At 61.9% G+C, this 25964-nt stretch carries 27 protein-coding genes and 1 pseudogene; 18 read left to right on the top strand and 10 right to left on the bottom strand.

Going from position 1 to position 25964, the window contains the following annotated elements:
• Positions 1-408 precede the first annotated feature (408 nt).
• Complete coding sequence (locus ACF8E5_RS04305; protein ID WP_058603315.1) at positions 409-870, bottom strand: hypothetical protein; 462 nt, start codon at positions 868-870, stop codon at positions 409-411.
• 131 nt (positions 871-1001) lie between these two features.
• Here ACF8E5_RS04305 and ACF8E5_RS04300 point away from each other — a divergent pair, with 131 nt between their 5' ends.
• The 4 genes from ACF8E5_RS04300 to ACF8E5_RS04285 all read left to right on the top strand — a co-directional run bounded on the left by ACF8E5_RS04300 (position 1002) and on the right by ACF8E5_RS04285 (position 4149).
• Positions 1002-1493 carry a DUF1543 domain-containing protein gene (locus tag ACF8E5_RS04300; protein WP_196185848.1) on the top strand — a complete coding sequence of 164 codons (492 nt, stop codon included), beginning with the start codon at positions 1002-1004 and terminating at the stop codon, positions 1491-1493.
• Positions 1494-1528: 35 nt separating this feature from the next.
• A complete protein-coding gene (locus ACF8E5_RS04295) occupies positions 1529-2497 on the top strand; it encodes a 5'-nucleotidase (RefSeq protein ID WP_058639906.1) in 969 nt (322 codons plus the stop codon).
• A gap of 44 nt (positions 2498-2541) precedes the next feature.
• Positions 2542-3312 carry an SDR family NAD(P)-dependent oxidoreductase gene (locus tag ACF8E5_RS04290; protein ID WP_197843732.1) on the top strand — a complete coding sequence of 257 codons (771 nt, stop codon included), beginning with the start codon at positions 2542-2544 and terminating at the stop codon, positions 3310-3312.
• Between the two features lie 72 nt (positions 3313-3384).
• Positions 3385-4149, top strand: coding sequence for a hypothetical protein (locus tag ACF8E5_RS04285; protein ID WP_392474948.1), 765 nt, complete (start codon positions 3385-3387; stop codon positions 4147-4149).
• Between the two features lie 46 nt (positions 4150-4195).
• Here ACF8E5_RS04285 and ACF8E5_RS04280 read toward each other — a convergent pair whose 3' ends face one another.
• Together ACF8E5_RS04280 and ACF8E5_RS04275 are read right to left on the bottom strand one after the other, a co-directional pair.
• Positions 4196-4519 (bottom strand): hypothetical protein, encoded by a 324-nt coding sequence (locus ACF8E5_RS04280; protein ID WP_196125581.1) that lies wholly within the window; start codon positions 4517-4519, stop codon positions 4196-4198.
• Positions 4520-4628: 109 nt separating this feature from the next.
• Positions 4629-4817: a hypothetical protein gene (locus tag ACF8E5_RS04275; protein ID WP_197843733.1), complete on the bottom strand. Its 189-nt coding sequence runs from the start codon at positions 4815-4817 to the stop codon at positions 4629-4631.
• A gap of 112 nt (positions 4818-4929) precedes the next feature.
• On the opposite strand from ACF8E5_RS04275, the gene ACF8E5_RS04270 reads away from it, so the two are divergent.
• Entirely contained in the window at positions 4930-5106 is a 177-nt protein-coding gene (locus tag ACF8E5_RS04270) for a hypothetical protein (protein ID WP_392474947.1), read from the top strand.
• Positions 5107-5392: 286 nt separating this feature from the next.
• On the opposite strand, the gene ACF8E5_RS04265 is transcribed toward ACF8E5_RS04270, so the two are convergent.
• Entirely contained in the window at positions 5393-5617 is a 225-nt protein-coding gene (locus ACF8E5_RS04265; protein WP_144964578.1) for a hypothetical protein, read from the bottom strand.
• Positions 5618-5738: 121 nt separating this feature from the next.
• Entirely contained in the window at positions 5739-6800 is a 1062-nt protein-coding gene (locus tag ACF8E5_RS04260; RefSeq protein WP_392474946.1) for an aldo/keto reductase, read from the bottom strand.
• A gap of 221 nt (positions 6801-7021) precedes the next feature.
• Here ACF8E5_RS04260 and ACF8E5_RS04255 point away from each other — a divergent pair, with 221 nt between their 5' ends.
• On the top strand, positions 7022-7528 hold the full coding sequence (locus ACF8E5_RS04255) for a GNAT family N-acetyltransferase (protein ID WP_058639928.1): 507 nt from the start codon (positions 7022-7024) through the stop codon (positions 7526-7528).
• Positions 7529-7531: 3 nt separating this feature from the next.
• Here the strand turns inward: ACF8E5_RS04255 and ACF8E5_RS04250 are convergent, their stop codons facing one another.
• The gene (locus ACF8E5_RS04250) at positions 7532-7702 is read right to left on the bottom strand and encodes a DUF2986 domain-containing protein (protein WP_078478475.1); all 171 of its coding nucleotides are present in this window, start codon (positions 7700-7702) and stop codon (positions 7532-7534) included.
• A 78-nt stretch (positions 7703-7780) separates the two neighbouring features.
• Here ACF8E5_RS04250 and ACF8E5_RS04245 point away from each other — a divergent pair, with 78 nt between their 5' ends.
• Together ACF8E5_RS04245 and ACF8E5_RS04240 are read left to right on the top strand one after the other, a co-directional pair.
• Complete coding sequence (locus ACF8E5_RS04245) at positions 7781-8647, top strand: AraC family transcriptional regulator (RefSeq protein WP_078478474.1); 867 nt, start codon at positions 7781-7783, stop codon at positions 8645-8647.
• Positions 8648-8676: 29 nt separating this feature from the next.
• Complete coding sequence (locus ACF8E5_RS04240; protein WP_325942193.1) at positions 8677-9063, top strand: cupin domain-containing protein; 387 nt, start codon at positions 8677-8679, stop codon at positions 9061-9063.
• Between the two features lie 191 nt (positions 9064-9254).
• On the opposite strand, the gene ACF8E5_RS04235 is transcribed toward ACF8E5_RS04240, so the two are convergent.
• The 3 genes from ACF8E5_RS04235 to ACF8E5_RS04225 all read right to left on the bottom strand — a co-directional run bounded on the left by ACF8E5_RS04235 (position 9255) and on the right by ACF8E5_RS04225 (position 13244).
• Positions 9255-10829: an aldehyde dehydrogenase (NADP(+)) gene (locus ACF8E5_RS04235; RefSeq protein ID WP_196125588.1), complete on the bottom strand. Its 1575-nt coding sequence runs from the start codon at positions 10827-10829 to the stop codon at positions 9255-9257.
• Between the two features lie 88 nt (positions 10830-10917).
• Positions 10918-11907, bottom strand: a complete 990-nt coding sequence (araD1, locus tag ACF8E5_RS04230) for an AraD1 family protein (protein WP_196185840.1) — start codon at positions 11905-11907, stop codon at positions 10918-10920.
• Positions 11908-11936: 29 nt separating this feature from the next.
• On the bottom strand, positions 11937-13244 hold the full coding sequence (locus ACF8E5_RS04225) for an MFS transporter (RefSeq protein ID WP_058603328.1): 1308 nt from the start codon (positions 13242-13244) through the stop codon (positions 11937-11939).
• Positions 13245-13428: 184 nt separating this feature from the next.
• Here ACF8E5_RS04225 and ACF8E5_RS04220 point away from each other — a divergent pair, with 184 nt between their 5' ends.
• From ACF8E5_RS04220 to ACF8E5_RS04205, 4 genes and pseudogenes are all read left to right on the top strand, one after another.
• Entirely contained in the window at positions 13429-15162 is a 1734-nt protein-coding gene (locus tag ACF8E5_RS04220; protein ID WP_078478470.1) for an IlvD/Edd family dehydratase, read from the top strand.
• Between the two features lie 233 nt (positions 15163-15395).
• Positions 15396-16118: a FadR/GntR family transcriptional regulator gene (locus ACF8E5_RS04215; RefSeq protein WP_182138737.1), complete on the top strand. Its 723-nt coding sequence runs from the start codon at positions 15396-15398 to the stop codon at positions 16116-16118.
• A 325-nt stretch (positions 16119-16443) separates the two neighbouring features.
• Positions 16444-19464, top strand: a complete 3021-nt coding sequence (locus ACF8E5_RS04210) for an autotransporter domain-containing protein (RefSeq protein ID WP_392474949.1) — start codon at positions 16444-16446, stop codon at positions 19462-19464.
• Positions 19465-19801: 337 nt separating this feature from the next.
• Positions 19802-20004: pseudogene (locus tag ACF8E5_RS04205) on the top strand (hypothetical protein); the annotation flags it as partial.
• Between the two features lie 34 nt (positions 20005-20038).
• Here the strand turns inward: ACF8E5_RS04205 and ACF8E5_RS04200 are convergent.
• The gene (locus ACF8E5_RS04200) at positions 20039-21217 is read right to left on the bottom strand and encodes a multidrug effflux MFS transporter (RefSeq protein ID WP_326383597.1); all 1179 of its coding nucleotides are present in this window, start codon (positions 21215-21217) and stop codon (positions 20039-20041) included.
• 143 nt (positions 21218-21360) lie between these two features.
• Here ACF8E5_RS04200 and ACF8E5_RS04195 point away from each other — a divergent pair, with 143 nt between their 5' ends.
• From ACF8E5_RS04195 to ACF8E5_RS04170, 6 genes are all read left to right on the top strand, one after another.
• On the top strand, positions 21361-22230 hold the full coding sequence (locus ACF8E5_RS04195) for a LysR family transcriptional regulator (RefSeq protein ID WP_392474945.1): 870 nt from the start codon (positions 21361-21363) through the stop codon (positions 22228-22230).
• Between the two features lie 165 nt (positions 22231-22395).
• Positions 22396-22812 (top strand): VOC family protein, encoded by a 417-nt coding sequence (locus ACF8E5_RS04190; RefSeq protein WP_196121455.1) that lies wholly within the window; start codon positions 22396-22398, stop codon positions 22810-22812.
• A gap of 223 nt (positions 22813-23035) precedes the next feature.
• Entirely contained in the window at positions 23036-23701 is a 666-nt protein-coding gene (locus ACF8E5_RS04185; RefSeq protein ID WP_078478466.1) for an amino acid ABC transporter permease, read from the top strand.
• A complete protein-coding gene (locus tag ACF8E5_RS04180) occupies positions 23682-24341 on the top strand; it encodes an amino acid ABC transporter permease (RefSeq protein WP_058639939.1) in 660 nt (219 codons plus the stop codon). The genes ACF8E5_RS04185 and ACF8E5_RS04180 overlap by 20 nt, the downstream gene beginning before the upstream one ends.
• Positions 24338-25099: an amino acid ABC transporter ATP-binding protein gene (locus tag ACF8E5_RS04175; RefSeq protein WP_145254863.1), complete on the top strand. Its 762-nt coding sequence runs from the start codon at positions 24338-24340 to the stop codon at positions 25097-25099. Before ACF8E5_RS04180 ends, ACF8E5_RS04175 begins: the two co-directional genes overlap by 4 nt.
• On the top strand, positions 25096-25929 hold the full coding sequence (locus tag ACF8E5_RS04170) for a transporter substrate-binding domain-containing protein (RefSeq protein ID WP_392474944.1): 834 nt from the start codon (positions 25096-25098) through the stop codon (positions 25927-25929). The genes ACF8E5_RS04175 and ACF8E5_RS04170 overlap by 4 nt, the downstream gene beginning before the upstream one ends.
• Positions 25930-25964 lie beyond the last annotated feature (35 nt).

The raw sequence follows: 25964 nt of genomic DNA, 5'->3' as shown, positions 1-25964 counted from the left end.
CCGGGTGGGAGCGGCCTTGTGCCGCGATGGGCCGCGCAGCGGCCCCAGCATTTCAGCTTCGCAGCGGCCCCAGCATTTCAGCTTCGCAGCACATATTGCCGGGGCGCGGGACCGGCCGCGATAGGCTGCGCAGCAGTCCCAGGATTTCAGCTCCGCAGCTCATATCGTCGGGGCCGCTGCGCGGCCCATCGCGGCACAAGGCCGCTCCTACAATGGCCGTGCGAGGTCTGGGTGAGCGGTGTCACACACTTGAGCTGGGAAGCCTGAATGCTGGATTGCTTCGCGGTCCGTTGCAACATATCGCTGAGCTCTCAGCGTGATGCGATAATACCCTGGTGCGGTTAGAAAGGTGCCCTCGCTCCCAATCCAGACGCTTGTACGTCGTGCATCAACCCTCATGCCCGTGTATCACCCTCCCGCCACCCGCCCAGCCATTTTCACCAACGCCTGCCTCAAACTGGGCAAATCACTGTACCGCTGCTCGGCCATCACTTTGCCGTCCTGAACCTCCAGCCATTGCACCGATTCGCGGTCCCCGCCGTAGCCCTTGGCCACCTCCCCGTCCCGATCCAGCAAGATCCGGTAATTGGCCGAGCGCATGGCAGGTACCATCACCGCTGCCACCATGCTGGGCATCTTCTCGATGTCTGCGACAAAGACCACGCCCCGCGCTTCAAGATAGCCCTCTGGCGTGTGCTCGACCGCATTGTTGACCAACCGTGCAGTGGCCATGCTGCGCGCAACCATGACCACGCGGGTCTTGTCGTCCAACGTGAATGCCTGGTCGAACTGGTCATTCAAGGTCCAGTGCTCGGCGGCTTGCACCAGGGGTGCACAGAGCATCGCCAGGAACAGAAAAGGAGTGCGCATCTTGCTATCTCGCAGTCAAAGGTTCGCCCACACTAGCCGTCTTGTGCTCACGCGCCAAGCACTGCGCTTGAAGCCGCCTGCGGATGCTGCAAAATGACGCCCTGCGATGACCGGTTCAACAAGGAAACCTCATGCTTTATATCGTCATGCTGGGGGGACGCCATGCAGGGGCCAAGATCGAGGTCCACGACATGGTGTTCGCCCAGGCCCCCAGCTTGCAACAGGCCTACCCGCAGCTGCGCGACGCATGGTTCGGCAGCCAGCAGGGGCTGCACATCGATGCCTGGCTGGAAGTCGACGGCGTGGATGGCATGCGGGTGGAGTTGCACCCCTACCCGGCAAAACGTGGTGCGCTGCGCCTGTACTTCATCAACCTGGGCGGCTACGAACGCGGCCTGTTCGGCGAAGCGCACCGCTACGTGCTGGTCAGCGCCCGTAACAAGGCCGATGCCAAGGCATTGGGCAAGCAACACATGCAAACCGGCTGGCTCAAGCCGCATACCGATGCCGTGCTGAGCGTGGACGACTGCCTGGCCATCGACTGCGTAGACGGGTTGTACGTGCACCTGGTCGAAGGGCCGCACAAACCTGTCGTTTCGCGTAACGATTATATTCCCCTCTGACTTTGCGCCTCTGCCGGGGCCCTAGGGAGTCTCCCATGCCTTACCCCATCGAACAGAAACTGGTGATTGGCGTTGCCTCCAGTGCGCTGTTCGACCTGACCGTCTCGGACGACATCTACACCCAGGACGGCGTCGAAGCGTACCGGCGGCACCAGGAACAGAATCTGGATGAGCCTTTCCCCAAAGGCGTGGCGTTTCCGTTTATCCGTCGTTTTTTGCGTATCAACCAGGCATTCCCGGAGCAGCTGCCCGTCGAGGTGGTGTTGCTATCGCGTAATTCGCCGGAAACAGGCCTGCGGGTATTTCGCTCGATCAACCACTACGGCCTGGACATCACCCGCGCCGCGTTCATGTCCGGCCGCTCTCCATACGAGTACATACCAGCGTTCAACGCATCGCTGTTTCTAAGCGCTAACGAAGAGGACGTACAGAAAGCCATCGACGCCAATTACCCCGCAGGCCGTGTTCTGCCGACCCGCATCTACGATGACGAAATCGATACCGAGCTGCGCGTGGCGTTCGACTTCGATGGCGTGATCGCCGACGACGAAGCCGAAAGCGTCTACAAGCGTGGCAACAGCCTGGATGAGTTCCAGGCCCACGAGCAGGCACACCAGCGCGTTCCCCACACACCTGGGCCCCTGGCCGACCTGTACCGCAAACTGTCGCTGATTCGCACCCTCGAAGACCGCAAGCTCGAAGATGATCCCCACTACAAGCGCATCTTGCGTATCGCCATCGTGACGGCGCGCAATGCACCTTCCCATGAGCGGGTGGTGACGACCCTAAAAGATTGGGGAGTATCGCCCGACGAGTGTTTCTTTCTGGGTGGCATGGAGAAACCGCGCGTCTTGTCGATTCTCAAGCCCCACGTCTTCTTTGATGACCAGCGCAGCCACCTGCACTCGCCTGCGGGCGATTTGCCGATGGTGCACGTGCCGTTTGGGGTGGCGAACCGGATACCGACGGCTGAACCTCATGTCGATGGAAATTCGGATGACTAAAGCGGTCTACCCATGACCGAAACGATGGCCAGAGTGTGCTTGTCATGAGTCTCATACTAGGGTTGGACGATGAAGCCTGCGTACTGATCTGCGGTGCCAGCCGTGGAATCGGGCTCGCGCTGTGCAACGCGCTGGCGAGGCGCGAAGACGTCGATCAGCTGATCGCTGTATCGCGCCATGCCACGCAGAATCCGGCATTGAGGGCGCTGGCCGACGCTAATCCGAATCGTATATTGCTAGTGGACTGCGACGCGCGCGAGGAGGCCAGCCTGGCCGCCATGGCCGCGCAAGCCGGCGAGCGATGTGCGCACTTGCACGTTGTCATCAGTACCTTGGGGATCCTGCACCAGGAAAACGCCAAGGCCGAAAAGTCTCTGGCGCAGTTGGACCTTGCCAGTTTGCACGCCAGCTTCACCACCAACGCCTTCGCCCCGATTCTGCTGCTCAAGCACCTGCTGCCTCTGCTGCGCAAGCAACCTGCAACCTTCGCTGCACTGTCCGCGCGTGTGGGTTCGATCAGCGACAACCGTCTGGGGGGTTGGTACAGCTACCGGGCCAGCAAGTCGGCGCTCAATCAGTTGCTGCACACAGCCAGTATCGAACTCAAGCGCCTGAACCCGAATGCGACTGTTCTGGCCCTGCATCCGGGCACCACGGACACGGAACTATCAAGGCCGTTCCAGGGCAATGTGCCTGAGGGCAAACTGTTCGAGACGACGTTTGCCGCGCAGTGCATCGTGGAACTGATCGGGCGTCTCGGACCGAGCGTTACGGGTAGCTTCTGGGGCTGGGACGGTCGCAACATCCCCTGGTAGGCATCAGTGGCGAGCACCCGGGCATTCAACAGGGTAAAGTCGGCACTGTCTTGAGAGCCGGAACGCGCCGCGATGACCTTGTTCTACCTGAAACTTGCCATTACCCCTTTGCTGATGTGGGCCATTTCTCTCGCTTCCAGGCGCTGGGGCGGGCTGTTAGGGGGACTGCTGGCGGGCATGCCCATTACCTCGGGGCTGGTGATGACCTTCCTGAGCCTGGAGCAAGGGACGGACTTTGCCCTCAACGCCGTGCCCGGTGCACTCGGGGGGCTGGCAGCCGTGCTCGCTACCTACGCGTTCTACCTGTATGCCACACGCAGCCTCGCCATCGGGGCTGCTGCGGGCCTGGCGATCGTCTTCTACGGCTTGGTCGCCTATGTGCTTACGCACTGGGGCCATTTGTGCGTGTCGATAGGGGTGGCGCTGGGGCTGATCGTATTGCTGATTATCGCCAGCGGGCGCGAACCCAAGCCTGAGACCCTGGCACGTGTACGGCATCGTTACTGGGAAATTCCCTTGCGCATGGTCTCGGCAACGGCGTTGCTGATGATCACCACGCACCTGGCCGCCTGGCTTGGACCCCAGACGAGCGGCATGCTCGCGCCGATCCCTGTCATCGCCTGGCCGTTGATGGTGTTTGCCCATGTGCAGAATGGGCGCGCGGGCATGGCGGCCATGGTGCGCGGCAATGCCATTGGCGCAGTAGGTGTATTGGCGTTCTACCTGATGTTGTCGGGGCTGATGAAAGCGCTGGGGGTCATGCCGACCATCGTGCTGGCCATGGGGACGGCGGTTGCATTGACGGTAGTGCTGGCCGGCTTGCTGCGCGGCCGCTAGCGTTGCCCAAAGGCGCTGTGGACAGCCCCAGCGCCTCGGGTTCAAGTCAGTATCGCGGATGTTCTTGCGAAACAGAGTTGTTGGCTTGCACGTCCTTCATGTCTTCCTCAAGCGCTGCATCCCCTGCGCCAGGGTCTTCATGGGTTCGTGCGGTACCGTTGTCGCGTGGCACCTGGCTGTCCTGGTCGGAGCCGGGGTTTCCGGGGGGTGGGTTCCAGTCCTCGGGGCGCTCGCCGCCTGCCTGGCCGGCGCCTTGCTTGGGTTCCGAAGGGGCCTGTTCAAGGCCTGAACCATGACCCTCACCGGTGTCCGGGGTGTTCTGAGCCGGGCCTGGGTAGGGTGCTGCAGGACCATTGTTATCGATTGGCATACGCATTCTCCTGATTGAGGCGCTGAAATAGCATGAGTCTGGTCAGAGCTGTCGCCGCCGGCACCTTAGCCAAGGCGGCGAGGAATGGCTGAAAACTGAACAACGCCTGTTATGCTCGGGGCGTATTCTCATCCATGGGCGGCTGCTCGGTATCGGCCCAGTCACCACCCTCCTCTTCGTTCATGAGCGGATCATCGTCCGGATCGGGTATGGTCGGGTTGTCGGGGTTTACCGACGGGTCCGGTGAGACGGGCATATCCTCGTCAGCGTCGTCCTGTGCCATGGGGTCTCTGTTCATTGCCGCGTACCTCGAAAGAATGGATGAGGCTTACATGCTTTCGAGAACAGGGTCGGCGCAGGCGTTCGATCGGGTTGAGGCCCGTCTGTCGTAATCGAGGGAGACAAGGATGATGGCAAGTGTGATCAGAGCGGCGACCGTCTTGGACGCAGAAGGCATCAGCCGGGTGATCCTGGCTGCCCTGCGCCACAGCAACGCAGCAGACTATGACGCCGCCACACTGGCGCGCGTGGCGCGTTCCTTCACACCCCAAGCGGTGGCTGCATTGCTGGGCAGGCGGGTTGTATAGGTGGCTGTAGAAGACGGCCTCGTCGTCGCAACGGCAAGCCTTGAGAAGGATGTGGTGAGGAGTGTAAGCGGCTGCCTGGTGCCGCTTCTGAAGGCTAGCCGATTTCCGGTAGGAGCGGTCTTGTACCGCGATGGGCCGCGCAGCGGCCCCGGCAATCTAAGTTGCGGAGCTGAAATCCTGGGGCTGCTGCGCAGCCCATCGCGGTACAAGACCGCTCCTACGCGAGACTCGCTAGCCTGCGAAGGCGGCGCAAGACAGTTCCACCTAGCGTCCACCAGCGAGCAACCTAGACCACCACGATATCCGTCAACCCCAGCACCTGGGCTTGCGCCAGGATTTCATCGGGCGTGGCATCGGCTGCGGGCATCACCAGGCTGTTCTCGCCGTCGCCGAAATGCAGCACGATCAGGTGCAACGCCGCTTCGTGCAGGGCCAGGCCACGCTGGTCCAACTCGAAGGTGTGGTCGGTCGAATTGCCATTGAGCGAGTAGCGAACAGTGAAGGCGTGCATGAGCACCTCGGTCTAGGTTGGGAACTCATTACTTGACCGGCGAGACAGGAAATAATTCACACCACCACCAAGATCGCCTTGCCAAGCGGGCAAGACGACCTGGTATCAAGCGGTGCAGGTGTTACTTCATGGTCTCTCGGTACAGCTCGATGAACGGCGCTTCAGCCGGATCGATGCGGTCCATGCCGGCGGCAATGCGGTGCCAGTAGGGATACTGCGGCGCGATGCGGGTGGCCTGTTCGATCTGCTTCAGGTCCTCTTGCGTCAACACCAGGTCTGCCGCCTGCAAATTGTCTTGCAGCTGATCGAGGGTGCGGCCAGCGGTAATCACGCTGGTAATGCCCGGGCGATCCTTGAGCCAGGCCAGGCAGACGCGTGAAGGCGAGCAAACGTGGCGTTCGCCGACCGCGATCAAGGTCTCGATGATGTCGTAGGCGCGCTCACGATCATGCACATAGGGTTCCGGCCAGTCGTTACCCTGACGAGTGCCCTTGGGCGTCTGCTGGCCACGACGCACCTTGCCAGTCAACAGCCCTTCACCCAACGGCCCCCAGACCAGCGTGGCAAAGCCCTGGTCAATCGCCATCGGCAACAACTCGTACTCGGCCTCGCGCGATTCGGGCGTGTAGTAGATCTGCTGGGAAACGGGCTGTTGCCAGCCGTTCAATTGCGCGCTGCCCAGGGTCTTCATCATTTGCCAGGCGGTGTAGTTGGACGTGCCGAAGTAGCGAATCTTGCCGCTTTGCACCAGGTGATCCAGTGCTGCCAGGGTCTCCTCCACTGGCGTGACGCCGTCCCAGTTGTGGATCTGGTACAGGTCGATATGGTCGGTGCCCAGGCGCTTCAAGCTGGCCTCGCACGCGCGAATCAGATGGTAGCGCGAAGCGCCGCTGTCATTGGGGTTGTCGCTCATCGGGCTACGCGCCTTGCTGGCCAGGATGATCGAGTGGCGACGCTCGCCCAGTGCCTTGCCGACAATTTCCTCAGCCAGCCCATGTGAATACAGGTCGGCGGTATCGACCAGGTTGACCCCGGCGTCGAACGCCGCCGCGAACATGCGCTTGGCCAGGTCCACATCGACGCTGCCGGTCTTCCCGAACGAGCCTCGCCCGCCAAAAGGCACGGTGCCAATGACCAGCTCCGAAACCAGCAGGCCGGTGTTGCCGAGTGCGCGATATTTCATGGAAACCTCCATAGCAAAAGACTAGAAATACCGACGTACCTGCGCGCTGAAACGTTCAATCGGAAGCTTTCGGCGGCGTTCCCTATCAAGCCAGCGGTTGCGCCAACGACTGTCAAAGGTTTGCCAACGCACCATGCCCGTCGTGACCCTATGCGTAGGTGGCAAAGGCGTTACGCCACAGGCATGCTGGCAAGCTGACCAACGGAAGATGCGAGATGACGATGCAATCCCCCTGTACCACGTACTACCTAGAAATGACCTCGCCAGAGCAACTGGTGGAAAAACCCCAGCGCCCGGATTTGCACATCGTCGAATGCGAGGTGCCACAACCGGCCTTCAACCGCTTTCTCTACGCGTTGGTCGGCACGCCCTGGTCCTGGGGTGACCTGGACGCGTGGAGCGAGGCGCAGTGGCAGGCGCAGGTCGAGCAGGAAGCTCACCGCACCTGGGTGGCTTACCACCGGGGCGCCATCGCCGGGTATTACGAACTGTATCGCCCTGACGGGCGTAACGCCGAAATCCGTTACTTCGGCTTGGCCCCGCAGTTTCTGGGCGCAGGCTTTGGCGGCCCGTTGTTGAGCCAGGCGGTGCGTTGCGCCTGGGCGTGGCCCGGTACGCAGCGTGTATGGGTGCATACCTGCACCCTGGATCACCCTGCCGCGCTGGGCAATTACCAAGCGCGCGGCTTCAAGATCTACAAGCAGGAACAAACCCCGTCGGAAGCCTGAGGCTCAGGCCTGGGGTTCGGGTTGCACTGCGGCGTCTGCGGCCGTTTGCAGCGCCAGCTTCTCGCGATCGGCCTTGCTGATGTACTTGGGTTTGGTGCTGCGCGGCGCCAGCTTGGCGCTGGCCTTCTTGGCGTGCGCCTTGAGCAGTTGCTTGATTTTCTTCTGACGGTTCATGGTGGGTTCTGGTGAGAAGGAATGGAGCCTATGATAGCGCGTTGTCTTTCCTTTCCGTGAACCGCCGGGGCCTGTGCCATGAAACGTTCGCCCAGCATGCCCCCGGTTTCCGACTGGGTCATCCGCAGCACGCAGCCTGGCGCCATCGAGCGGATCGAGGCGTGGTTCGGTAGCCATGGCTATGATCCCCATCGGCACGACACCTACTCCATCGGCCGTACCTTGGCCGGGGTTCAGAGCTTTCATTACAAAGGCGCGTTGCGCCACGGCATGCCGGGCAACACGCTGGTGCTGCACCCCGATGAGTTGCACGACGGCATGGCCGGCACCGAGACAGGTTTCCGTTACCGCATGGCCTACATCGACCCTGCGCTGATTCAGGCCGCATTGGGCGGCCAGCCGCTACCGTTCGTGCCCGGTGGGCTCTCCAGTGACCCGCGCCTTTTCCACGCCAGCGAAACGTTCGTTCAGGGCGTGGACCACCCTCTGGAAAGGCTGGAAGAGCAAGACGCTGTCTACGACCTGGCCATGGCGTTGCGCGCTGTCGCGGGCAAACCACGCGGGCGCAAGCGCTTGGATTACCGGTCCGCCGAGCGCGCCAAGGCGTTCATTCTGGAGCACCTCCACCTGGGCATTACCCTGGAGATGCTCGAACGCGCCAGCGGCCGTGAGCAATGGAGCCTGTCCCGGGACTTCCGGGCTTTGTACGGCACCAGCCCCTATCGCTTCGTCACCCTCCGGCGGCTGGACAATGTGCGACGGCTGTTGCTCGATGGCTTCACCCTGGTCGACGCAGCCCTGGCGGCAGGCTTTCATGATCAAAGCCACATGACCCGACACTTCACCCGCAGTTATGGGGTGCCGCCGCTACGCTGGCTCGAACGCCTGCGGCCAGGCCAGCAACGTGCAGGATCGTACAAGCCTGCAGACACCGAGCTGCAATAGGCTGCGTGCTCCAATCAGGAGTAACCACCATGTTCGAATCCAATCAGCACATCCAGCCGCACCCTGTGAACCTGAACCAGAAGGCGTCGATGATCGACAGTCAGTGGAGCCCCAGGGTTGTTGCACAGATGAACGACTACCAGTTCAAGGTCGTGCGTATTGAGGGGGAATTCATCTGGCATGCGCACCCGGAAACCGATGAAGCCTTTCTGGTACTCGAAGGCACGCTGCGCATCGATCTGCCGCAACGCAGCGTCCATGTAGCGCCCGGCGAGTTGTTCGTGGTACCGCGGGGTGTGCAGCATCGAACAGCGGCCGAGGGCGAGGCCAAGCTGCTGATGATCGAGCCCTGTGGCGTCCTCAACACTGGCCATGAGGGCGGTGAGCGCACGACGCCTAATGATCTGTGGATCTAGCCATCCAGGTACTGCGCTTCGTCAAAGCCTCAAGGCAGGTCTGGACGCTCAATAGATCCCCAAATCGGTCAAGAGCCTCATTCACTGCCTGACACTCAGCAGTCTTCAGTGATCACTTGGGACTTCCACCGCTGACAGCCGCCTGACCCTCACCAGGCGGCACGTGCTCCGGTGCCAGAACCGTCAAGCCTTCATACAAGCGCCTCGCGGCTATGCTGGCCGTCGATCAGGCGCAGCAGGCCCAGCGGGTTGGCGTCTTTGAGGGCGTCGGGCAGTAGCGCCTCGGGGTAGTCCTGGAAGCAGACTGGGCGCAGAAAACGGTCGATCGCCAGGGTCCCGACGGATGTACCGCGCGCATCGGATGTGGCGGGGTACGGCCCGCCGTGCACCATCGCCTCGCACACTTCGACGCCAGTGGGGTAGCCATTGACCAGCAAGCGCCCGGCCTTGCGTTGCAACACCGGTACCAGCGCGGCGAAGCGCTGGAAGTCTTCAGGCTCAGCAATCAGCGTGGCCGTCAGTTGCCCCTGCAACGCCTCAAGAGCCCGACGCAGTTCTGCTTCGTCAGCCACTTCGATGGCGACCGTGGTAGGCCCGAACACTTCTTCCTGAAGGACTTCATCGCCCTGCAACAAGAGGCTCGCCTGCGCCATGAACAGCTGGGGCTGGGCTTGGTTGCCCCCCTGTGTGGACCCGGCCAGGTGGCGTATCCCTGGGTGCTGGTGCAGGCGCTGCACGCCGGCACAATAGCTGCGCAGGGTTCCGGCATTGAGCATGGTCTGGCCAGGCTGATCAGCCAGGTGCGCGCCTAACTGCGCCAGGAAGTCGCTGAAGGCTTCGCCAGCGATACCGATGACCAGCCCCGGGTTGGTGCAAAACTGACCACACCCCATCACCACCGAATTGGCCAGCTCCCTGGCAATCTGCGGGGCTCGCGCTCGCAGCGCGCCTGGCAGCACCAGCACCGGGTTGATGCTGCTCATTTCGGCAAACACCGGAATCGGCTGCGCGCGAGCGGCCGCCATGTCGCACAGGGCCCGTCCACCCTTGAGCGAGCCCGTAAAGCCCACGGCTTGAATCATCGGATGACGCACCAGGGCTTCACCTACCCCCGCGCCGTAGATCATGTTGAACACGCCAGCGGGCATGCCGGTCGCTACAGCGGCCCGTTCGATGGCTTCACCCACCCACTCGGCCGTAGCCATGTGCCCGCTGTGCGCCTTGATCACCACCGGGCACCCTGCCGCCAGCGCAGCGGCGGTGTCGCCACCGGCCGTGGAGAAGGCCAAGGGGAAATTGCTGGCGCCGAACACCGCCACCGGGCCCATGCCAGTGCGGTACTGACGCAGGTCAGGCCGTGGCAGCGGCTGGCGCTGGGGTTGCGCGCGATCGATGCGGGCGCCCAGAAAGTCGCCGCGCCGCAGCACCTTGGCGAATTGGCGCATCTGGTTGCTGGTGCGGGCACGCTCGCCCTGGATGCGCCCCGCTGGCAGGGCAGTTTCTCGGCAGACGGTGGCGATGAAGGTATCGTCCAATGCATCGAGCTGATCGGCGATAGCGTCGAGAAACTGCGCGCGGCGCTCAGGTGCCAGGGCACTGTATGCGGGGAAGGCGGCTTCGGCGGCCTGGGCTGCGGCGTCCACTTCTTCGGGGGTTGCCTGGCTGAAGGTGACCGGCAGGGCCTCCCCCGTGCAGGCATCGAGGCTTTGCAGGCGCACACTGCCAGCGGCGCTGCGTTGGCCGCCAATGAAATTGCTTCCAGTCATGATGGACTCCTGAATTAAGAGATTGAAGTTGCCGCACCTGACCGCTGCCCAGGGCACGGGGCACGTGCCCTGACGGCCAAAGGTGGGCTTACAGGCTTTTCACGCTCCCTGGCTGCACCTGCTTCGCTGCTGGCGCAATGCCGTTGCGCAGCGGCTCGCCGAAGGCTGGCAGGCTGATTTCGAAGGTATCGCCAGGCTGCGCCTGGATGCCGTCGGCGAACGACAGCGTCGCAGTGCCGAAGTAGTGCACATGAATATCGCCAGGTCGCAGGAACTGGTCGTATTTGAAGTGATGGAACTCCAGGTTCTCGAAGCTATGGCACATGTTCTGCTCACCTGACAGGAAGGGTTGGCTCCATACCGGTTGGCCATCACGCAGGATGCGGCTGGTGCCCTCAAGGTGCGCCGGCAGTGCACCGAGCCGCAGCTCCGGTCCGAAACTGCAGGCGCGCAGCTTCGAGTGGGCCAGATAAAGGTAGTTACGCCGCTCCATCACATGGTCGGAGAACTCGTTGCCCAGCGCGTAGCCCAGGCGGTACGGCGTGCCGTCAGGCCCGATCAGGTACAGGCCGACCAACTCCGGCTCCTCGCCTGCATCCTCGGCAAACGCCGGCAGCGGCAGGTCTGCCCCAGGGCGCACAACAATGGCGCCATCGCCCTTGTAGAACCATTCCGGTTGTGCACCCACCTGCCCTGCTGGCGGTCGGCCGCCTTCCATGCCCCACTGGAACATGCGCATGCTGTCGGTCACGGCGTCCTGGGCCTGTTGCTGATGCATCTTGTCGCGCGTGGCGGCGCTACCCAAGTGGGTCAGGCCAGTGCCGGTCACTAGGCAATGGGCCGGATCGGGGTGATCCAGCGGCGGTAGCACCCGGCGCTCGGCCAACAGCGTTTGGTAATCGTGACGCTCGCCCAGGCCCACTACCTGCACGTGATCGGCCAGGGTCAGGCCAGCGGCGATGGCCTGCAGGGCCAGCTCGCGGGTGGTGTCGATGCCACACACGCGCAAGACGTAGTCACCTTCCACCACGCCGACATGGCGCTCGCCGGTGGCGGTTTCAAATTGGATCAGTCGCATGGTCGTACTCGCTTGTCGGTTGCGAAAAATTATCGGGAGGCGCCAGCCACCTGGGTGGATGCATCACGCTGTCGACGCTCCAGGCGGGCGTAGACAACTCCGGTAAGCAGCACCCCGAACACGGTGACCAGGGCCAGGAAATACAGCCCGGACGACAGGTGCCCCGTGTGTTCTTTCAGGGCGCCGATGCCAAATGGGCCCAGGTAGCCGCCCAGGTTGCCGATCGAGTTGATCAGGGCGATGCCGGCCGCAGCGCTGGCCCCGGAGAAAAACCGCCCAGGCAGGGTCCAGAAGATCGCCGTGCACGAGAACAAGGCGAACGCCACCAGGCATAACGCCGCCAGTTGCAAGGCCGGCACGCTCAACCAAGCACTGAGAAACAGCCCGACTGCGGCCAGGGCGTACAGCAGACCCAGATGACCGTAACGGTCATTGAGGCGGTCCGAGCTGCGTGGCACGACCAGCAAACCAATGATGCCGAACAGGTAGGGCACCGCCGACACGAAACCGGTGACCAAGTCGCTGCCGCCGAACTGGTGGATCAAGGTGGGCAGCCACAACCCAAGCCCGTAGATGCTCAGGGTCATGGGCAGGTAGAACAGCGCCAACAGCAGCACGCGGCTGTCTTTGAGTGCATGCAGCGGGTTGCCGTGGCGGGTCTGGCCGTATTCACGCAGGTCATTGGCCAGCTGCTCCTGCAACCAGGTGCGTTGCGCGTCGCTGAGCCAGCGCACCTTGGCCGGGCCATCTGGCAACAGGCGCAGGGTGGGCCAGGCCAACAGCACCGCAGGGGTCCCGATGCAGATGAACAGCCATTGCCAGCCGTGCAGGCCATAGGTGCCGTCCAGGCCCAGCAATGCGCCGGAAAGCGGCCCTGTGACCAGCATCGCCAACGGCTGGGAAAGGATGAACAAGCCCAGGATCTTGCCGCGATGACGCACCGGGTACCACTGGGTGATGTAGTACAGCACCCCCGGGAAGAAACCCGCCTCGGCTGCCCCCAGCAGAAAGCGCATCACATAGAAGCCGTTCGGCCCGGTCACGAATGCCATGCCAACGGTGATGGCGCCCCATGTGAGCAAGATGCGCGCGAACCAGCGGCGTGCGCCGAAGCGGTCCAGCAGCAGGTTGCTCGGCACTTCGAATAGAAAATAGCCGATGAAGAACAACCCGGCGCCCAGGCCATAGGCCGCGTCGCCCAGGCCAATGTCGGCGCCCATGTGCAGCTTGGCAAAGCCGACCGCCGAGCGATCGACATAAGCCACCAGGTACAACAGAACCAGAAAAGGGATGAGCTTGAGTGTGATCAGGCGGACGAGCCGCTGCTCCTGAATCATGGCGATGTCTCCAATTGTTCTTGTAATGGGTACAACACCAGGCCGAGGTTTTTTGGCAGACCGCTGACCTAGGAAATCGATCATATAGTATTACTATTTGAAACAACAACCCTTCACATGTTGGTTTTTTGGCGATACATTGAGCACCATAACGATAAATAGTAATACTAATAAGGTGTCCATCATGTCCGATAGCAAGCCGTCGCTGCGCTCCGCCCAATGGTTCGGTACCGCCGACAAGAACGGGTTCATGTACCGCAGCTGGATGAAGAACCAAGGCATTCCGGACCACGAGTTCCAGGGCAAACCGATTATCGGCATCTGCAACACCTGGTCGGAGCTGACCCCGTGCAACGCGCATTTCCGCAAGATCGCCGAGCACGTCAAGAAAGGCGTGCTGGAAGCAGGCGGCTTCCCGGTGGAATTCCCGGTGTTCTCCAGCGGCGAATCCAACCTGCGCCCCACGGCCATGCTCACGCGCAATCTGGCGAGCATGGATGTGGAAGAAGCCATTCGCGGGAACCCGGTCGATGCCGTGGTACTGCTGACCGGTTGCGACAAGACCACGCCTGCGTTGCTGATGGGCGCTGCCAGCTGCGACGTTCCGGCCATCGTGGTGACCGGCGGGCCAATGCTCAACGGCAAGCACAAAGGCAAGGATATTGGCGCCGGCACTATCGTGTGGCAGATGCATGAGGCCTATAAGGCCGGCCACATCGACCTGAACGAATTCCTCTCCGCCGAGGCGGGCATGTCGCGCTCAGCCGGCACCTGCAACACCATGGGTACGGCTTCGACCATGGCCTGCATGGCTGAGGCGCTGGGCACCTCGCTGCCGCACAATGCCGCCATCCCTGCCGTGGACGCACGCCGTTACGTGTTGGCGCACTTGTCGGGTATGCGCATCGTCGACATGGTGCGCGAAGACTTGCGGCTGTCGAAAATCCTCACCCGCGAAGCCTTCGAAAATGCCATCCGGGTGAACGCCGCCATTGGCGGCTCGACCAACGCGGTGATTCACCTCAAGGCCATTGCCGGGCGCATTGGCGTCGACCTGCAACTGGAGGACTGGACGCGGGTGGGACGTGGTACGCCGACGCTGGTCGACCTGCAACCTTCGGGGCGTTTCCTGATGGAGGAGTTCTATTACGCGGGCGGTCTGCCGGCCGTGATCCGGCGCCTGGGGGAGCATGGTTTGTTGCCCAACCCGACTGCGCTGACCGCAAACGGCAAGAGCCTGTGGGACAACTGCCACACCGCGCCACTTTATGATGAGGAAGTCATCCGCCCGCTGGACAAACCGCTGGTGGCCGACGGCGGTATCTGTATCCTGCGGGGCAACCTGGCGCCCAAGGGCGCAGTGCTCAAGCCATCGGCGGCCACCCCCGCGCTGATGCAGCATCGGGGTCGCGCCGTGGTCTTCGAGCACTTCGAAGACTACAAGGCCCGCATCAACGACCCGGACCTGGATGTGGACGCCAACTCGATCCTGGTGATGAAGTATTGCGGACCCAAGGGTTATCCCGGCATGGCCGAGGTGGGCAACATGGGGCTGCCGGCCAAGTTGCTTGCCCAGGGTGTAACCGACATGGTGCGCATCTCCGACGCGCGCATGAGTGGCACGGCCTATGGGACCGTGGTGCTGCACGTTGCGCCGGAAGCAGCCGCAGGTGGGCCTTTGGCCGTGGTACGCGAGGGGGACTGGATCGAACTGGACTGCCAGCAAGGCCGCTTGCACCTGGACATCGACGAGCAGGAACTGGCCGGTCGCCTGGCGGATCTGCAGCCACCGCCACAGCTGATCACCGGGGGGTATGCCAAGCTCTACCTGGACCATGTGATGCAGGCTGATGAGGGCTGCGACTTCGACTTTCTCGTCGGCTGCCGCGGGGCGGCGGTGCCCAAGCACTCTCACTAGCCCAGGGGACATCACCCCAAGCGGGACCGTGACTGGCTGAACGGCACGAGGGCGCTTGATGCCGCTTGCCGCTTGAACGCCGTGGAGCTGTCTATGCACCGACAGCTCTGCGCCCGCTAGAGTGCCGAGGCCCGCCAGCCCCCCTCTGTCCGCCATCAAGGCGCTGCAAAACAGCCCTGCATCCATCAGTGCTATGATGCGAGCCCCCGCCAGAAGGACCTCGCACACCCCTCATGAATTACCGCCAGCCCTCAACGCGCAAGAGCATGCACGCTACCTTGGTCCAGGACCTGGGCCTGCAGATCGTGTCCGGTCAACTCGCCCCAGGGCAGAAGCTGCCGTCCGAGGCAAGCCTGTGCGAAAGCTACGCGATCAGTCGGCCGGTGTTTCGTGAGGCCATGCGTGCCCTGACGGCCAAGGGCCTGGTCGAAGCGCGCCCCCGGGTCGGCACCCTGGTCAGGCCGCGCCATGACTGGCACATGCTCGACCCCGATGTGCTGCACTGGCTGATGCAGGCAACGCCGCAACAGGAGTTCTTCAATACCCTGTCCAGCGTACGCTGGGTCATAGAGCCTGCTGCTGCTGCCCTGGCCGCCACCAGTGCCACGCCAGAGGACGTGGCGTCGATCGGCGAGGCCTACCAGCGGATGGAAGCAGCGCGTACGCCAGATGAGCGGCTGCAGCCAGACCTGGACTTTCACGCCCGTATTGCCGATGCCACCCACAATGACCTGCTCGCCTACCTGTGCAACATGCTGTCGATGGCGTTGCGCGAATCGGTGCGCTTTTCCAACCAGCGTCCGAATTTCGATGAGCTCGCCCTCCCCCGGCACAAAGCCATTTTGACGGCTATCCAGAACGGCGACGCCCTCGGCGCCCGGCATGCCTCCCTGGTGCAGCTCGAAGATGCCCGCGTGGCGCTGAGCAAGGTGCTAGGGCAAGACCCGGCCAGCTGAGCGCCAAAAAGCATAATCATAAGGCCATCATTGGCGTAACAGCCTTTGGACGTGGCGAATCGGCCATCCGTTACCGCGGAGTGTGGCGTGCGTCACATTGGGCGCCTAACTAGCACATCCGTACTATTTCACCGTCTTGGGTCGCTCCCGATACTCCCCCTGTTTACCGCCGTACACAGGAACGCCAAGCCCTTGGGGCGCGGTGGCCACGCTGGTGGCATCTCATGGAGTCTCCGGAGCCGTTATGAACCCCTTATTCAAGTTATCACCCCTCACCTTCGCGATTACGCTCGCCCTGGCCCCCGGCGCGTACGCAGCCGACTACGTGCTCGACAGCGGTCAGGACACTTTCAGCAGCGACCGAGGCATTGATGGCGCTGTGGTGCTACGCCCCAGCAACGGCACGCCGTCCACCCTCACCCTCAACAATGGCGCCCAAGTCACCAGCTTCGGCGGCCGGATCGGTGGATCGTCCACCAACGACGCTGCCAGTACGGCCATGGCCACGGTCGTCGTACAGGGCCCTGGTACACGTTGGAACGTGCCACGCACCGGCGCGGTGCTGGGCAACACCATCGTGATCGGCGGCGCCGGGCAAGGCACTCTCAACGTGCTTGGCGGCGGGCAGGTGTCGGTCCGGGACCTGCAGCTGAGCGACAATGGCAATGCCGGCAACGCACTGTCCCGGGCCAACCTGCTGGTCAGCGGCCAGGGCTCAAAAGTGGACACGGTCAACGTCACCTCCGGTGGCGTGTTCCTGTACGACTCGCGCATCAACCTCAAGGATGGCGGGCAACTGGCCAGTGAGCGTGTGGCCATCAACTCGATCAGCGAACTGTCGGGCGCTGGCACGCGCTGGGACAACACCGGCACCTTCAGAAACCGCAACGACCTGAGCCTGAGCGACGGCGCCGTGTTGACCAGCGACTCCATGGCGCTGGGGTCGGCCAACGTCAGCCGCAACACCCAGGTCAATGTCTCCGGTGAAGGCACCCGCCTGGCCACGCGTGCCATGACACTGGGCACCACGACTTCCAGCACCATCCTGACCCTGTCCAACGGCGCCGAGCTGAGCAGCACCGACGGGATCGACATCAGCGAGCTGACCAGCATCAACTCCGCCGCCCGTGGCACGCTCAGCATCGGTGGCGCCGTCGTGCGGGACGATGCGCGTACCGACATCGATGCCATCAGCGCCGGTACCGCCCAGGCGGCGGGCCGCCTCGACCCGCAAACGGCCATTCGCTTCGGCGCCGGCAGCGGTGCGCTGGCGTTCAACCACACCGACAGCAACCTGCAAGTGAACAACCGCATCAGTGGCGCTGGCCGTGTGTACGCGTTCAGCGGCGACACCACCTTGGGCGGCGACCTGACCGGCCTTTCGGGGAGCACGGTGGTACGTGGTGGGCGGCTGGTACTGGGCGGCGACGTGGACCAGACCAACCCACGAGGCACATCATTGCTGAGCGTGGGCAACGGCACCTTGGTGGTCAACGGTACCGTTGGGCATACCGACGCTTCAGGCAACTACAGCAACCGTGCCCAAGTATTGGCCGGTGGCGTGCTGGCGGGTAACGGACAGGTCGGGAGCACGCAAGTGGCCTCGGGCGGTACGCTGTCGCCAGGTGAAGCAGCACTGGGCACCTTGAACATCAAGGGCGACCTGGACATGGCAGAAGGCTCCAGGTACGCCGCCGACATTGCTGGCAATGGCGGCTCGGACCGCGTCAACGTAAGCGGCAGCGCCACCCTGCGCGGTACGCGTGTGGACGTGACCACACTCAACGACGCTCAAAGCTACCAGACCGGGCAAACCTATACCCTGCTGGCCGCTCAAGGCGGTGTGGTGGAGGGCGCAGCGGCAGGTACCGCGTATGCGCAAGCGTTTACCAACTCGGCATTTCTCAATGTCAGCCTGCAGCGCACCGCCAATGAGCTGAACCTGACCATTGCGCAGAAAGGCACTACACCGCCTGTTGAACCACCCGTGGAGCCGCCTGTAGAGCCTCCCGTGAAGCCGCCGGTACAGCCGCCTGTAGAGCCCCCGGTCGAACCGCCCGTACAGCCGCCGGTCGAGCCGCCTGTTGAACCCCCGGTGCAGCCGCCTGTAGAACCGCCTGTCGAGCCCCCGGTACAGCCGCCGGTCGAGCCCCCAGTAGAACCACCGGTACAGCCACCCGTTCAGCCGCCGGTGCAACCGCCAACCACAGGCACCCCGGGCATCTTCCAGACGGTGGCGCTCACACAGAACCAGTGGAATACGGCGGGCGCCCTGAGTGCATTGCAACAGAGCGGCGACCCGCTGCGCCTGTACAACAACTTGCTGGTACTGGATGCAGCCAGTGCCCGCAATGCCATCGACCAACTGTCCGCTGATTATCACAGCAGCACGGGCACCGCGCTGATTGCCAATAGTCAAGTCGTGTCGGGCGTGCTCGGCACCCGCGTACGCGGCCTGTTGGACACTAACACCGTGCGCATGCCGCCAGGGGCATCGAACCTGATGCCGGCCACCCCCGAGGCGCAAGGCGGCGCGTGGGCGCAAGTGTTCGGCAACTGGTCGAAGCTCGATGGCAACAGCGGCGCCAGCGGCCTGCACCAACGCACCGGTGGTGTGCTGATCGGCGCGGACGGCAGCATTACCCAGGACTGGCGTGCCGGCGTGTACGGCGGTTACAGCCGCTCCAAGTTCGATGCCGATGACCGCGATGCCAAGGGCCACAGTGACAACTATCACCTGGGCCTGTACACCGGCGCCCAGATCGACGCGCTGCGCCTGAGTGCAGATGTGGGCTACACCTGGCACAAGCTCGACAGCAGCCGCAACGTGGCGTTTGCCGGTTACAGCGACCACCTCAAGGGCAAGCGCGACGCCAAAACGCTGCAAGCCAGTGGCGAGGCGGCCTACCGCATCGGCCTGGGCGCGGTGGCGTTGGAGCCGTTCGTAGGGGTGTCCCACGTGAACTACGACGCCGACCGTTTCCGCGAAAAGGGCGGCGCAGCGGCGCTGAACGTATCGAGCGAGAAACAGGACACCTGGTTCTCCACGGTCGGCATGCGGGCTTCAACCCACACACGTGTGGCCAATCACGATACGCAGCTGTTCGGCTCGCTGGGCTGGCGCCGGGCCTACGGCGACCTGGACCCACGCAATGAGCAGGCGTTTGCCGGTGGACCGAACTTTGAGGTGCAAGGGATTGCGCAGACGCGAAACGTGACACTCACTGAAGTGGGGGCAAAGGTACAGCTGAACCGTCAGACTGATGTAGGGCTGTCGTATCAAGGGCAGTTTGGTTCTGATACACGGTTCCATTCGGTCAATGCAGGCATCACGGTTCGCTTCTGAGGGGCGGCGGGGGCACAGCCCCCGTCGGACATAGTGACTGCGGCATCCAGGGCTTCCAGGCAGCCCTGGATGAGCACCGGCACTTCCTGCCTGGGGACCCACCAGTTTTGAGGTGCGCGGAATCTAGTCTCGCCAGGTCGCTGCCAATTCAGCGACCGGTTTTGACAGATCCCTGACGTTGCCTTCAGGTGCACACTTTCTATGGTGGCTGTACGTGTGGGCACCCCTGTGGTGCGCCCAGTGCCAACGTCTCGGTCTGTCAACCCGCGTACAGCTGCCACCCTATTGTTTGACAGCAACAGTGAGGCGGCTCCACTCCCTACGTTGGAGTTGAACCATGCTCAAGATCGTCCCCGCCCCCCTCCCCACAATGCCTGCCTAGAAGACATTTTGATCCAGGCCACCGAGTACGCTACGTGCGCGGCCGCTGTAGTGCAACAGGCCTTGTCACTGGGTTCCAGGTCGCCCTCTTCGGTGCTGATGCTGACGTCTCTGCATGAGCTCGAAACGCTGAAAGCTCTGCTTGAGTCAGCGAGCGCTGGGCCAGCATTAAGCGTGCAGGCCCGCCCGAGCGCTACCCTGGCTGCGCCGGTTGCTTGCGATAGAGCGACGGCATGCAAGCAAACAATGCCAAACAGCTCAACACCGCCACCGCCCCGGCGAGCACACCGAAACCTGTGCCTAATACCGCGCTCACACCCATCGCCACAACGGCTGCGCTGCCAATCTGGCAAAACCCCACCAACCCCGAAGCGGTGGCTGCATGCCCATGTTCACTGGCGATAGCACCTGAGATTGCCAGTGAAAGCGATGACCCATTGGCCAGGCTGACCAGGCACATAGGCAGCACCACGGCCGTAACGCTGTGCCACCCCATGGCGTACGCCAGGAGAAACGCCATGGCGCCGAGTACGAAGCAGGTGATGCCGATCGCAACGATCCGGTCGTAAGGTAAGCGGTCAAGCAGCCGCCGGGCCAACAGGTTGGCCCCGATGATGCCCAAGGTAAGCGGCATATACAGCCAACCGCTTTGCGCCTCGCTCAAGCCTGCTTGTACGAAAAGGAACGGCGACTGCGTCAGATAAACGAACCAAGCACAATAGATAGAACACACCACTAACGTGTAGCGGCAAAAGCTGCGGTCACCCAGCACACGGCTAAAACCCGCAAAGGGGGCGTTCCTGCTCCGCGCCGCGACCGGTAGCGTTTCAGGTATTAAAAACAGCGCCAAAAGCAGCGCTAGCGCCCCGAATGCTGCGACGAACAGAAAGTCGGCTCGCCAGCCGAATGCGACGGCCAAGTGCCCACCGATTGCCGGGGCCAATGCCGGCGAGAGTGATACGAGGGGGTAAATCACGGCATAGACTTTCGCCGAGGTTCGCTTGTCGCAGGTGTCGGCGATCAACGCACGACCAATCACCAGCCCCGCCGCCGCGCCCACCGCTTCCACCATGCGCCACGCGATGAAGTCCATGTAGCTGCTGGACAGCGCGCAGCCCACGGAGCCCAGCAGATAGAGAACGCCACCGGCAAGCAGCGCTGGCTTGCGTCCTCCTCGGTCTGACATTGGGCCATAAGCCAACTGCGCAATGGCCAGTGCCAGTAGATAGAACGAAACGGTTTGCGGCATTTGCCAACTGGCAATGCCAAATTCAGTAGCCATGCCGGGCATCGCGGGTAGATAGATATCCGAGGCGACGAGGCCGAAGGCGCTCAGCATGGCGACTGTCAGGATGAAGGATAAGCGAGGCATTGTGCTCCCTGGCATCCGGCTTGGGCCGGCTGCGTGATGGACGATGAATGAACCTCGCTATGTTATGCAGCCTGCATCAATGCGAAAATGCACGTAATCGCAGCCCAGGGCTGCATATTTGCATCTTCAGGAAGCGCGCCACGATGAATTGGGATGACATACGCATTTTCCTCGCAGTGCACCGCGCCGGCACCCTGCGGGCTGCAGCCAAAGCTTTGGGCATCGACCAGACTACGGTCGGTCGGCGGCTGGCGGGGCTTGAGCAAACCTTGAGCAGCCGTCTATTCCTCCGCAGCACTGGGGGGCTGGCGTTGACGACCACCGGACAACAGCTCGTACAAAAGGCTGAGGAAATGGAGCGGATGGCCGTCTCCTTCGAGCGCCAGGCTGAAGGCAGCGACCCTCATCCGTCGGGTGAGGTGCGCGTCACCACCACCGATGCGCTGGCCGTTGATTTCGTCATACCCGCGATCGAGCAACTGCGGGCCACTCATCCTGAGGTGCGGGTCATTCTGACCACCACTACCCGGCTATTGGACTTGGGGCGCAGAGAGGCCGATATAGCCGTGCGCACGGTACGCCCAGAACAACCTGACCTGATCGTGCGACGGCTGGCTCACTGGACTGTCGGACTGTATGCGACACAGCGCTACCTTAAATTGCGTGGGAAGCCAGAGCCTGGTAGCGCCCTGGTGGGGCATGACATCGCCCTCTACCAGAAAGGTGTAACCGAGCGTCAGGATGACACGCTGGCAGGAGAACCCAGATCCGCAGGCTGTGTTGTCGCGGAGCTGGACTCGAGCCTCATGCTGGCAACCTTCGTACGCGCCGGCCTGGCCCTCGGTGAGTTGCCGGAATACATGGCCCGGCGAGATACCAGTTTGGTGCGAATTTGGCCTGATCGTAAGCGGGCCACGCCATATGAAGCCTGGCTTGTGCTGCATCGGGACCTGGCGCACACGGCAAGGGTGAGGGTTGTAGTGGACGCAATCGTTGCGGCATTTGCCAAATGAGGGCTACATGAGCGCTACTTGGCGCAACACCGCATCGGCGGTCAGACTGAAGCTCGCTGGGGCAGGACACCGTAGTGTGAAGTTCGGCTTGGTGAGTGATGGCATTGCGTTTCTCAGATGAGCTGTGTGTAACTGCTGTCGATCAACAGGTCTTCTGGAGCGTTTATGTTCAGCCACATTCAGCTCGGTGCTCGGGACCTGCCGGCCATGATCAGGTTCTACGATGCCGTACTCGCCACCCTGGGGCTTGTCCGCATGCCCGACAACCACGATGGCGGCCCCTGCGGCGCTGGATGGCAAAGGCCGGACAGGGAATGGCCGCAGTTCTATGTGCAACTGCCATTCAACGGACTGCCTGCGACATGGGGCAACGGCGTGCAAATAAGCTTTGCCGCCAGCTCACAGGATCAGGTGCAGGCGGCATGGCGCACAGCGTTGGCGATGGGTGCTCAGGATGAGGGCGCACCTGGGTTGAGGCCGCAGTATGGGCAGGACTACTACGGTGCCTACTGCAGGGATATTGAGGGCAACAAGCTTTGTTTCGTACATGCTTGCGGGCTCGCCCACCCTGATGTCCCATGAAGCAGACGCTCCAGTCTAATACCCCCCTGAATGGCACCATCGCTCGGTAGGCGCTAGGTGATGGCATATTGTTATTCATAAAAGATATTTAAGAAATTTCTTTTATTCCATTAGATTCTGACAGGTGACTTTGATGTAACAAGTCATTTCATCTACTGGGCTGTCACTGCGCACTACTAGGCAGCGGCCTATGACTTGGTCAACTTCCTGTCGGTTTCACATAATGAGTTTCGATGTTGCTTTCGCCCTGTCCACCTTACCCGCGTTCGTTTCGGCAGTCGGCGTCACATTACAAGTGGGGCTGATTGCCATCGTCACGTCACTCGGCGTGGCATCTCTAAACGCCGCGATTGTGATGTTCCGAGTGCCTGTGCTTCAACCGATGGTGCGGGTGTACGTTGAAATTGCACGGAACACGCCGCTGCTGATCCAACTGTTTTTCATCTACTTCGCCTTGCCCAGCATCGGCATACGGGTCTCTGGGTTCGCTTCGGCGATCATCGCCATGACCTTCCTCGGTGGCGCCTACCTCACGGAAATTCTGCGCGCGGGCATTGACGCCGTGCCTGCCGCCCAGATCGAGGCAGGTCTGGCCATTGGTCTGTCTCGCTGGCAGTTGCTTCGCCACGTCATCCTGCCGCAGGCCGGCATCCTCAGTACACCGGCGCTGTTCGCCAACTTCGTGTTTCTGCTCAAGGAAACCACAGTAGTGTCTGCTGTAGCGGTGCCGGAGATCCTCTACACCACCAAGAACTATATCGCCCTTTACTACAAGACCTACGAAATGCTTGCGGTCATGACGCTGCTCTGCGTTCTGCTGTTCGTCCCGCTATCGCTGCTGCTGCGTACGTTAGAAAGGAGGTTGCAACATGGCCAGTTCGGGCATTGATCTGTTGTGGGTGTCCGCGCCACAACTGGCGATCGGCATAGGCCGCACACTAGGAATCTCGTTGCTGGCCATAGTGTTCAGCAGCTTGGGCGGGATGCTCTACGGCGTAGTGCGCAACTTGGAGGTGCGCTGGATCGACGTTGTGCTGATCGTCTACCTGGAGATGTTCAGGGCCATACCGGTGCTGGTCTGGCTTTACCTGTTTTTCTTCGGTATGCCGATCTTTCTGGGATGGAGTATTTCGGGATTTTGGTGCGCTGTGCTGGTGCTGTCGCTATGGGGCGCTTGCGAAGTGGGTGAGGTGGTCCGTGGCGCGCTACGCTCCCTACCCCGCGGCCAACGTGAGGCGGGCCTGGCGATCGGCCTGAACCTGCCGCAATTATACGTCAAAGTGCTCCTGCCCCAAGCCTTGCGCAGAATGACGCCCCCGCTGATCAACGTGTTCACGCGGCTGATCAAGACAAGTTCGCTGGCAGTGCTGATTGGCGTGGTGGACGTGATCAAGATCGGACAGCAGATCATCGAGCGTACCTATGAATCGGTGCTGATCTACGGGTTTCTCTTCGCATTCTTCTTTCTGGCCTGTTATCCGCTGTCAGCCGCGTCGCGTGTGCTCGAACGGCGGTGGAATCACTCATGACTGCATTGATCGAACTGGCGGGATTCTCCAAGAACTTTGGCAGTAATCCGGTTTTAAACCATATCGACCTGTCCGTTCGTGAGGGTGAGGTGGTAGTGATTCTCGGCCCCAGCGGCTGCGGCAAAAGTACCTTGCTGCGCTGCCTGAATGGCCTCGAACTGGGTCACGCGGGAACATACCGCTTTGCTGGACGCCAATTGCCCGGCAATGGCGGTTGGCGTGCGGTGCGCCAAGAGATAGGCATGGTATTTCAAAGCTATCACCTGTTCCCGCACATGACCGTGCTTGACAATATTTTGCTGGGCCCTGTCAACGTGCAAAAACGCCCCGTTCACCAAGTGCGCGCCCAGGCCGAAACGCTGCTTGCGCGGGTTGGACTGCTGGACAAGCGCGATGCCTGGCCCCGCGAATTGTCTGGCGGTCAGCAACAACGAATCGCGATTGTTCGTGCCCTGTGCATGCACCCGAAGGTCATGCTGTTCGACGAGGTGACTGCCGCCCTCGACCCGGAAATGGTCAAGGAGGTGCTGGAGGTGATTCTGGACCTTGCCGACAGTGGCATGACGCTTTTGATCGTCACGCATGAAATGGCCTTTGCCCGTGCAGTGGCTGACCGGGTCCTGTTCATGGACGGCGGTCGTATCACTGAACAGAGTACCCCTGAAACATTCTTCAGCTCCCCGCAGACCGCACGCGCGCAGCAGTTTCTGGAGAAGTTTTCCTATGTAGAAAATCTGCCCAAGAGGAATGCATCGTGAAACTAAAATCTGCCCTCGTTTTTCCACTGCTGGCTGTCGGTCTGCTAATCGGCAGCGCCGCTGCCCACGCTGAAGGGTATCTGGATAAGATAAAAGCTCGGGATAAATTGATCGTAGGCGTATTCAGCGACAAGCCCCCCTTCGGTTTTGTCAACGAACAAGGCGATTACGTTGGCTTCGACACGGACCTTGGCCGCCGCTTTGCAAAGGATCTGCTGGGCGATGAAAAAAAGATCGAATTCGTCGTGGTAGAGCCAGCTAGTCGCATTCCGTTTCTGCAAAGCGACAAGGTGGACTTGATCCTGGCCAACATGACCGTGACGCCCGAGCGCGCTCAGGTAGTGGATTTCACCAACCCTAACCTGCGTGTGGCGGTGCAGGCATTGGTACCGGAGAAAAGCACGGTCCAACGCCTGGATGACCTGGCAAGCAAAACCGTCATTGTCACTGCAGGAACAACTGCTGACGTGTGGCTGACGAAAAATCACCCGGACTGGAAGCTGCTCAAGTTCGAGAAAAACTCTGAATCCTTGCAAGCGCTGGCAAATGGTCGCGGTGACGCCTATGCGCAAGACAACCTGGTGCTGTTCGGATGGGGCAAGCAGAACCCGGGCTATCGCCTATTGCCGCAGAAACTAGGCGACGAAGCGCCGATCGCGCCAGCGGTGAAAAAGGGCAATGCCGAGCTGCAACAGTGGGTCAATACCGAACTGGCGAGCCTGGGCAAGGAGAAGTACCTGCTCAAGTTGTATGATCAGTACGTGCGTGCACAACTGGCGGCCGATACCGATCCTGCTGCGGTGATTGTTGAAGGCGGTGACTGGAAGTAAGCCGTTCGAAGGTGGCAGGCTTGCCTGCCGCCTTG

Origin of the sequence: Pseudomonas sp. WSY_20 (assembly GCF_043104335.1) — a bacterium.
In the GTDB taxonomy this organism is placed as follows: Bacteria; Pseudomonadota; Gammaproteobacteria; order Pseudomonadales; family Pseudomonadaceae; genus Aquipseudomonas; species Aquipseudomonas parafulva_B.
This window is presented reverse-complemented; position numbering and strand designations above follow the sequence as displayed.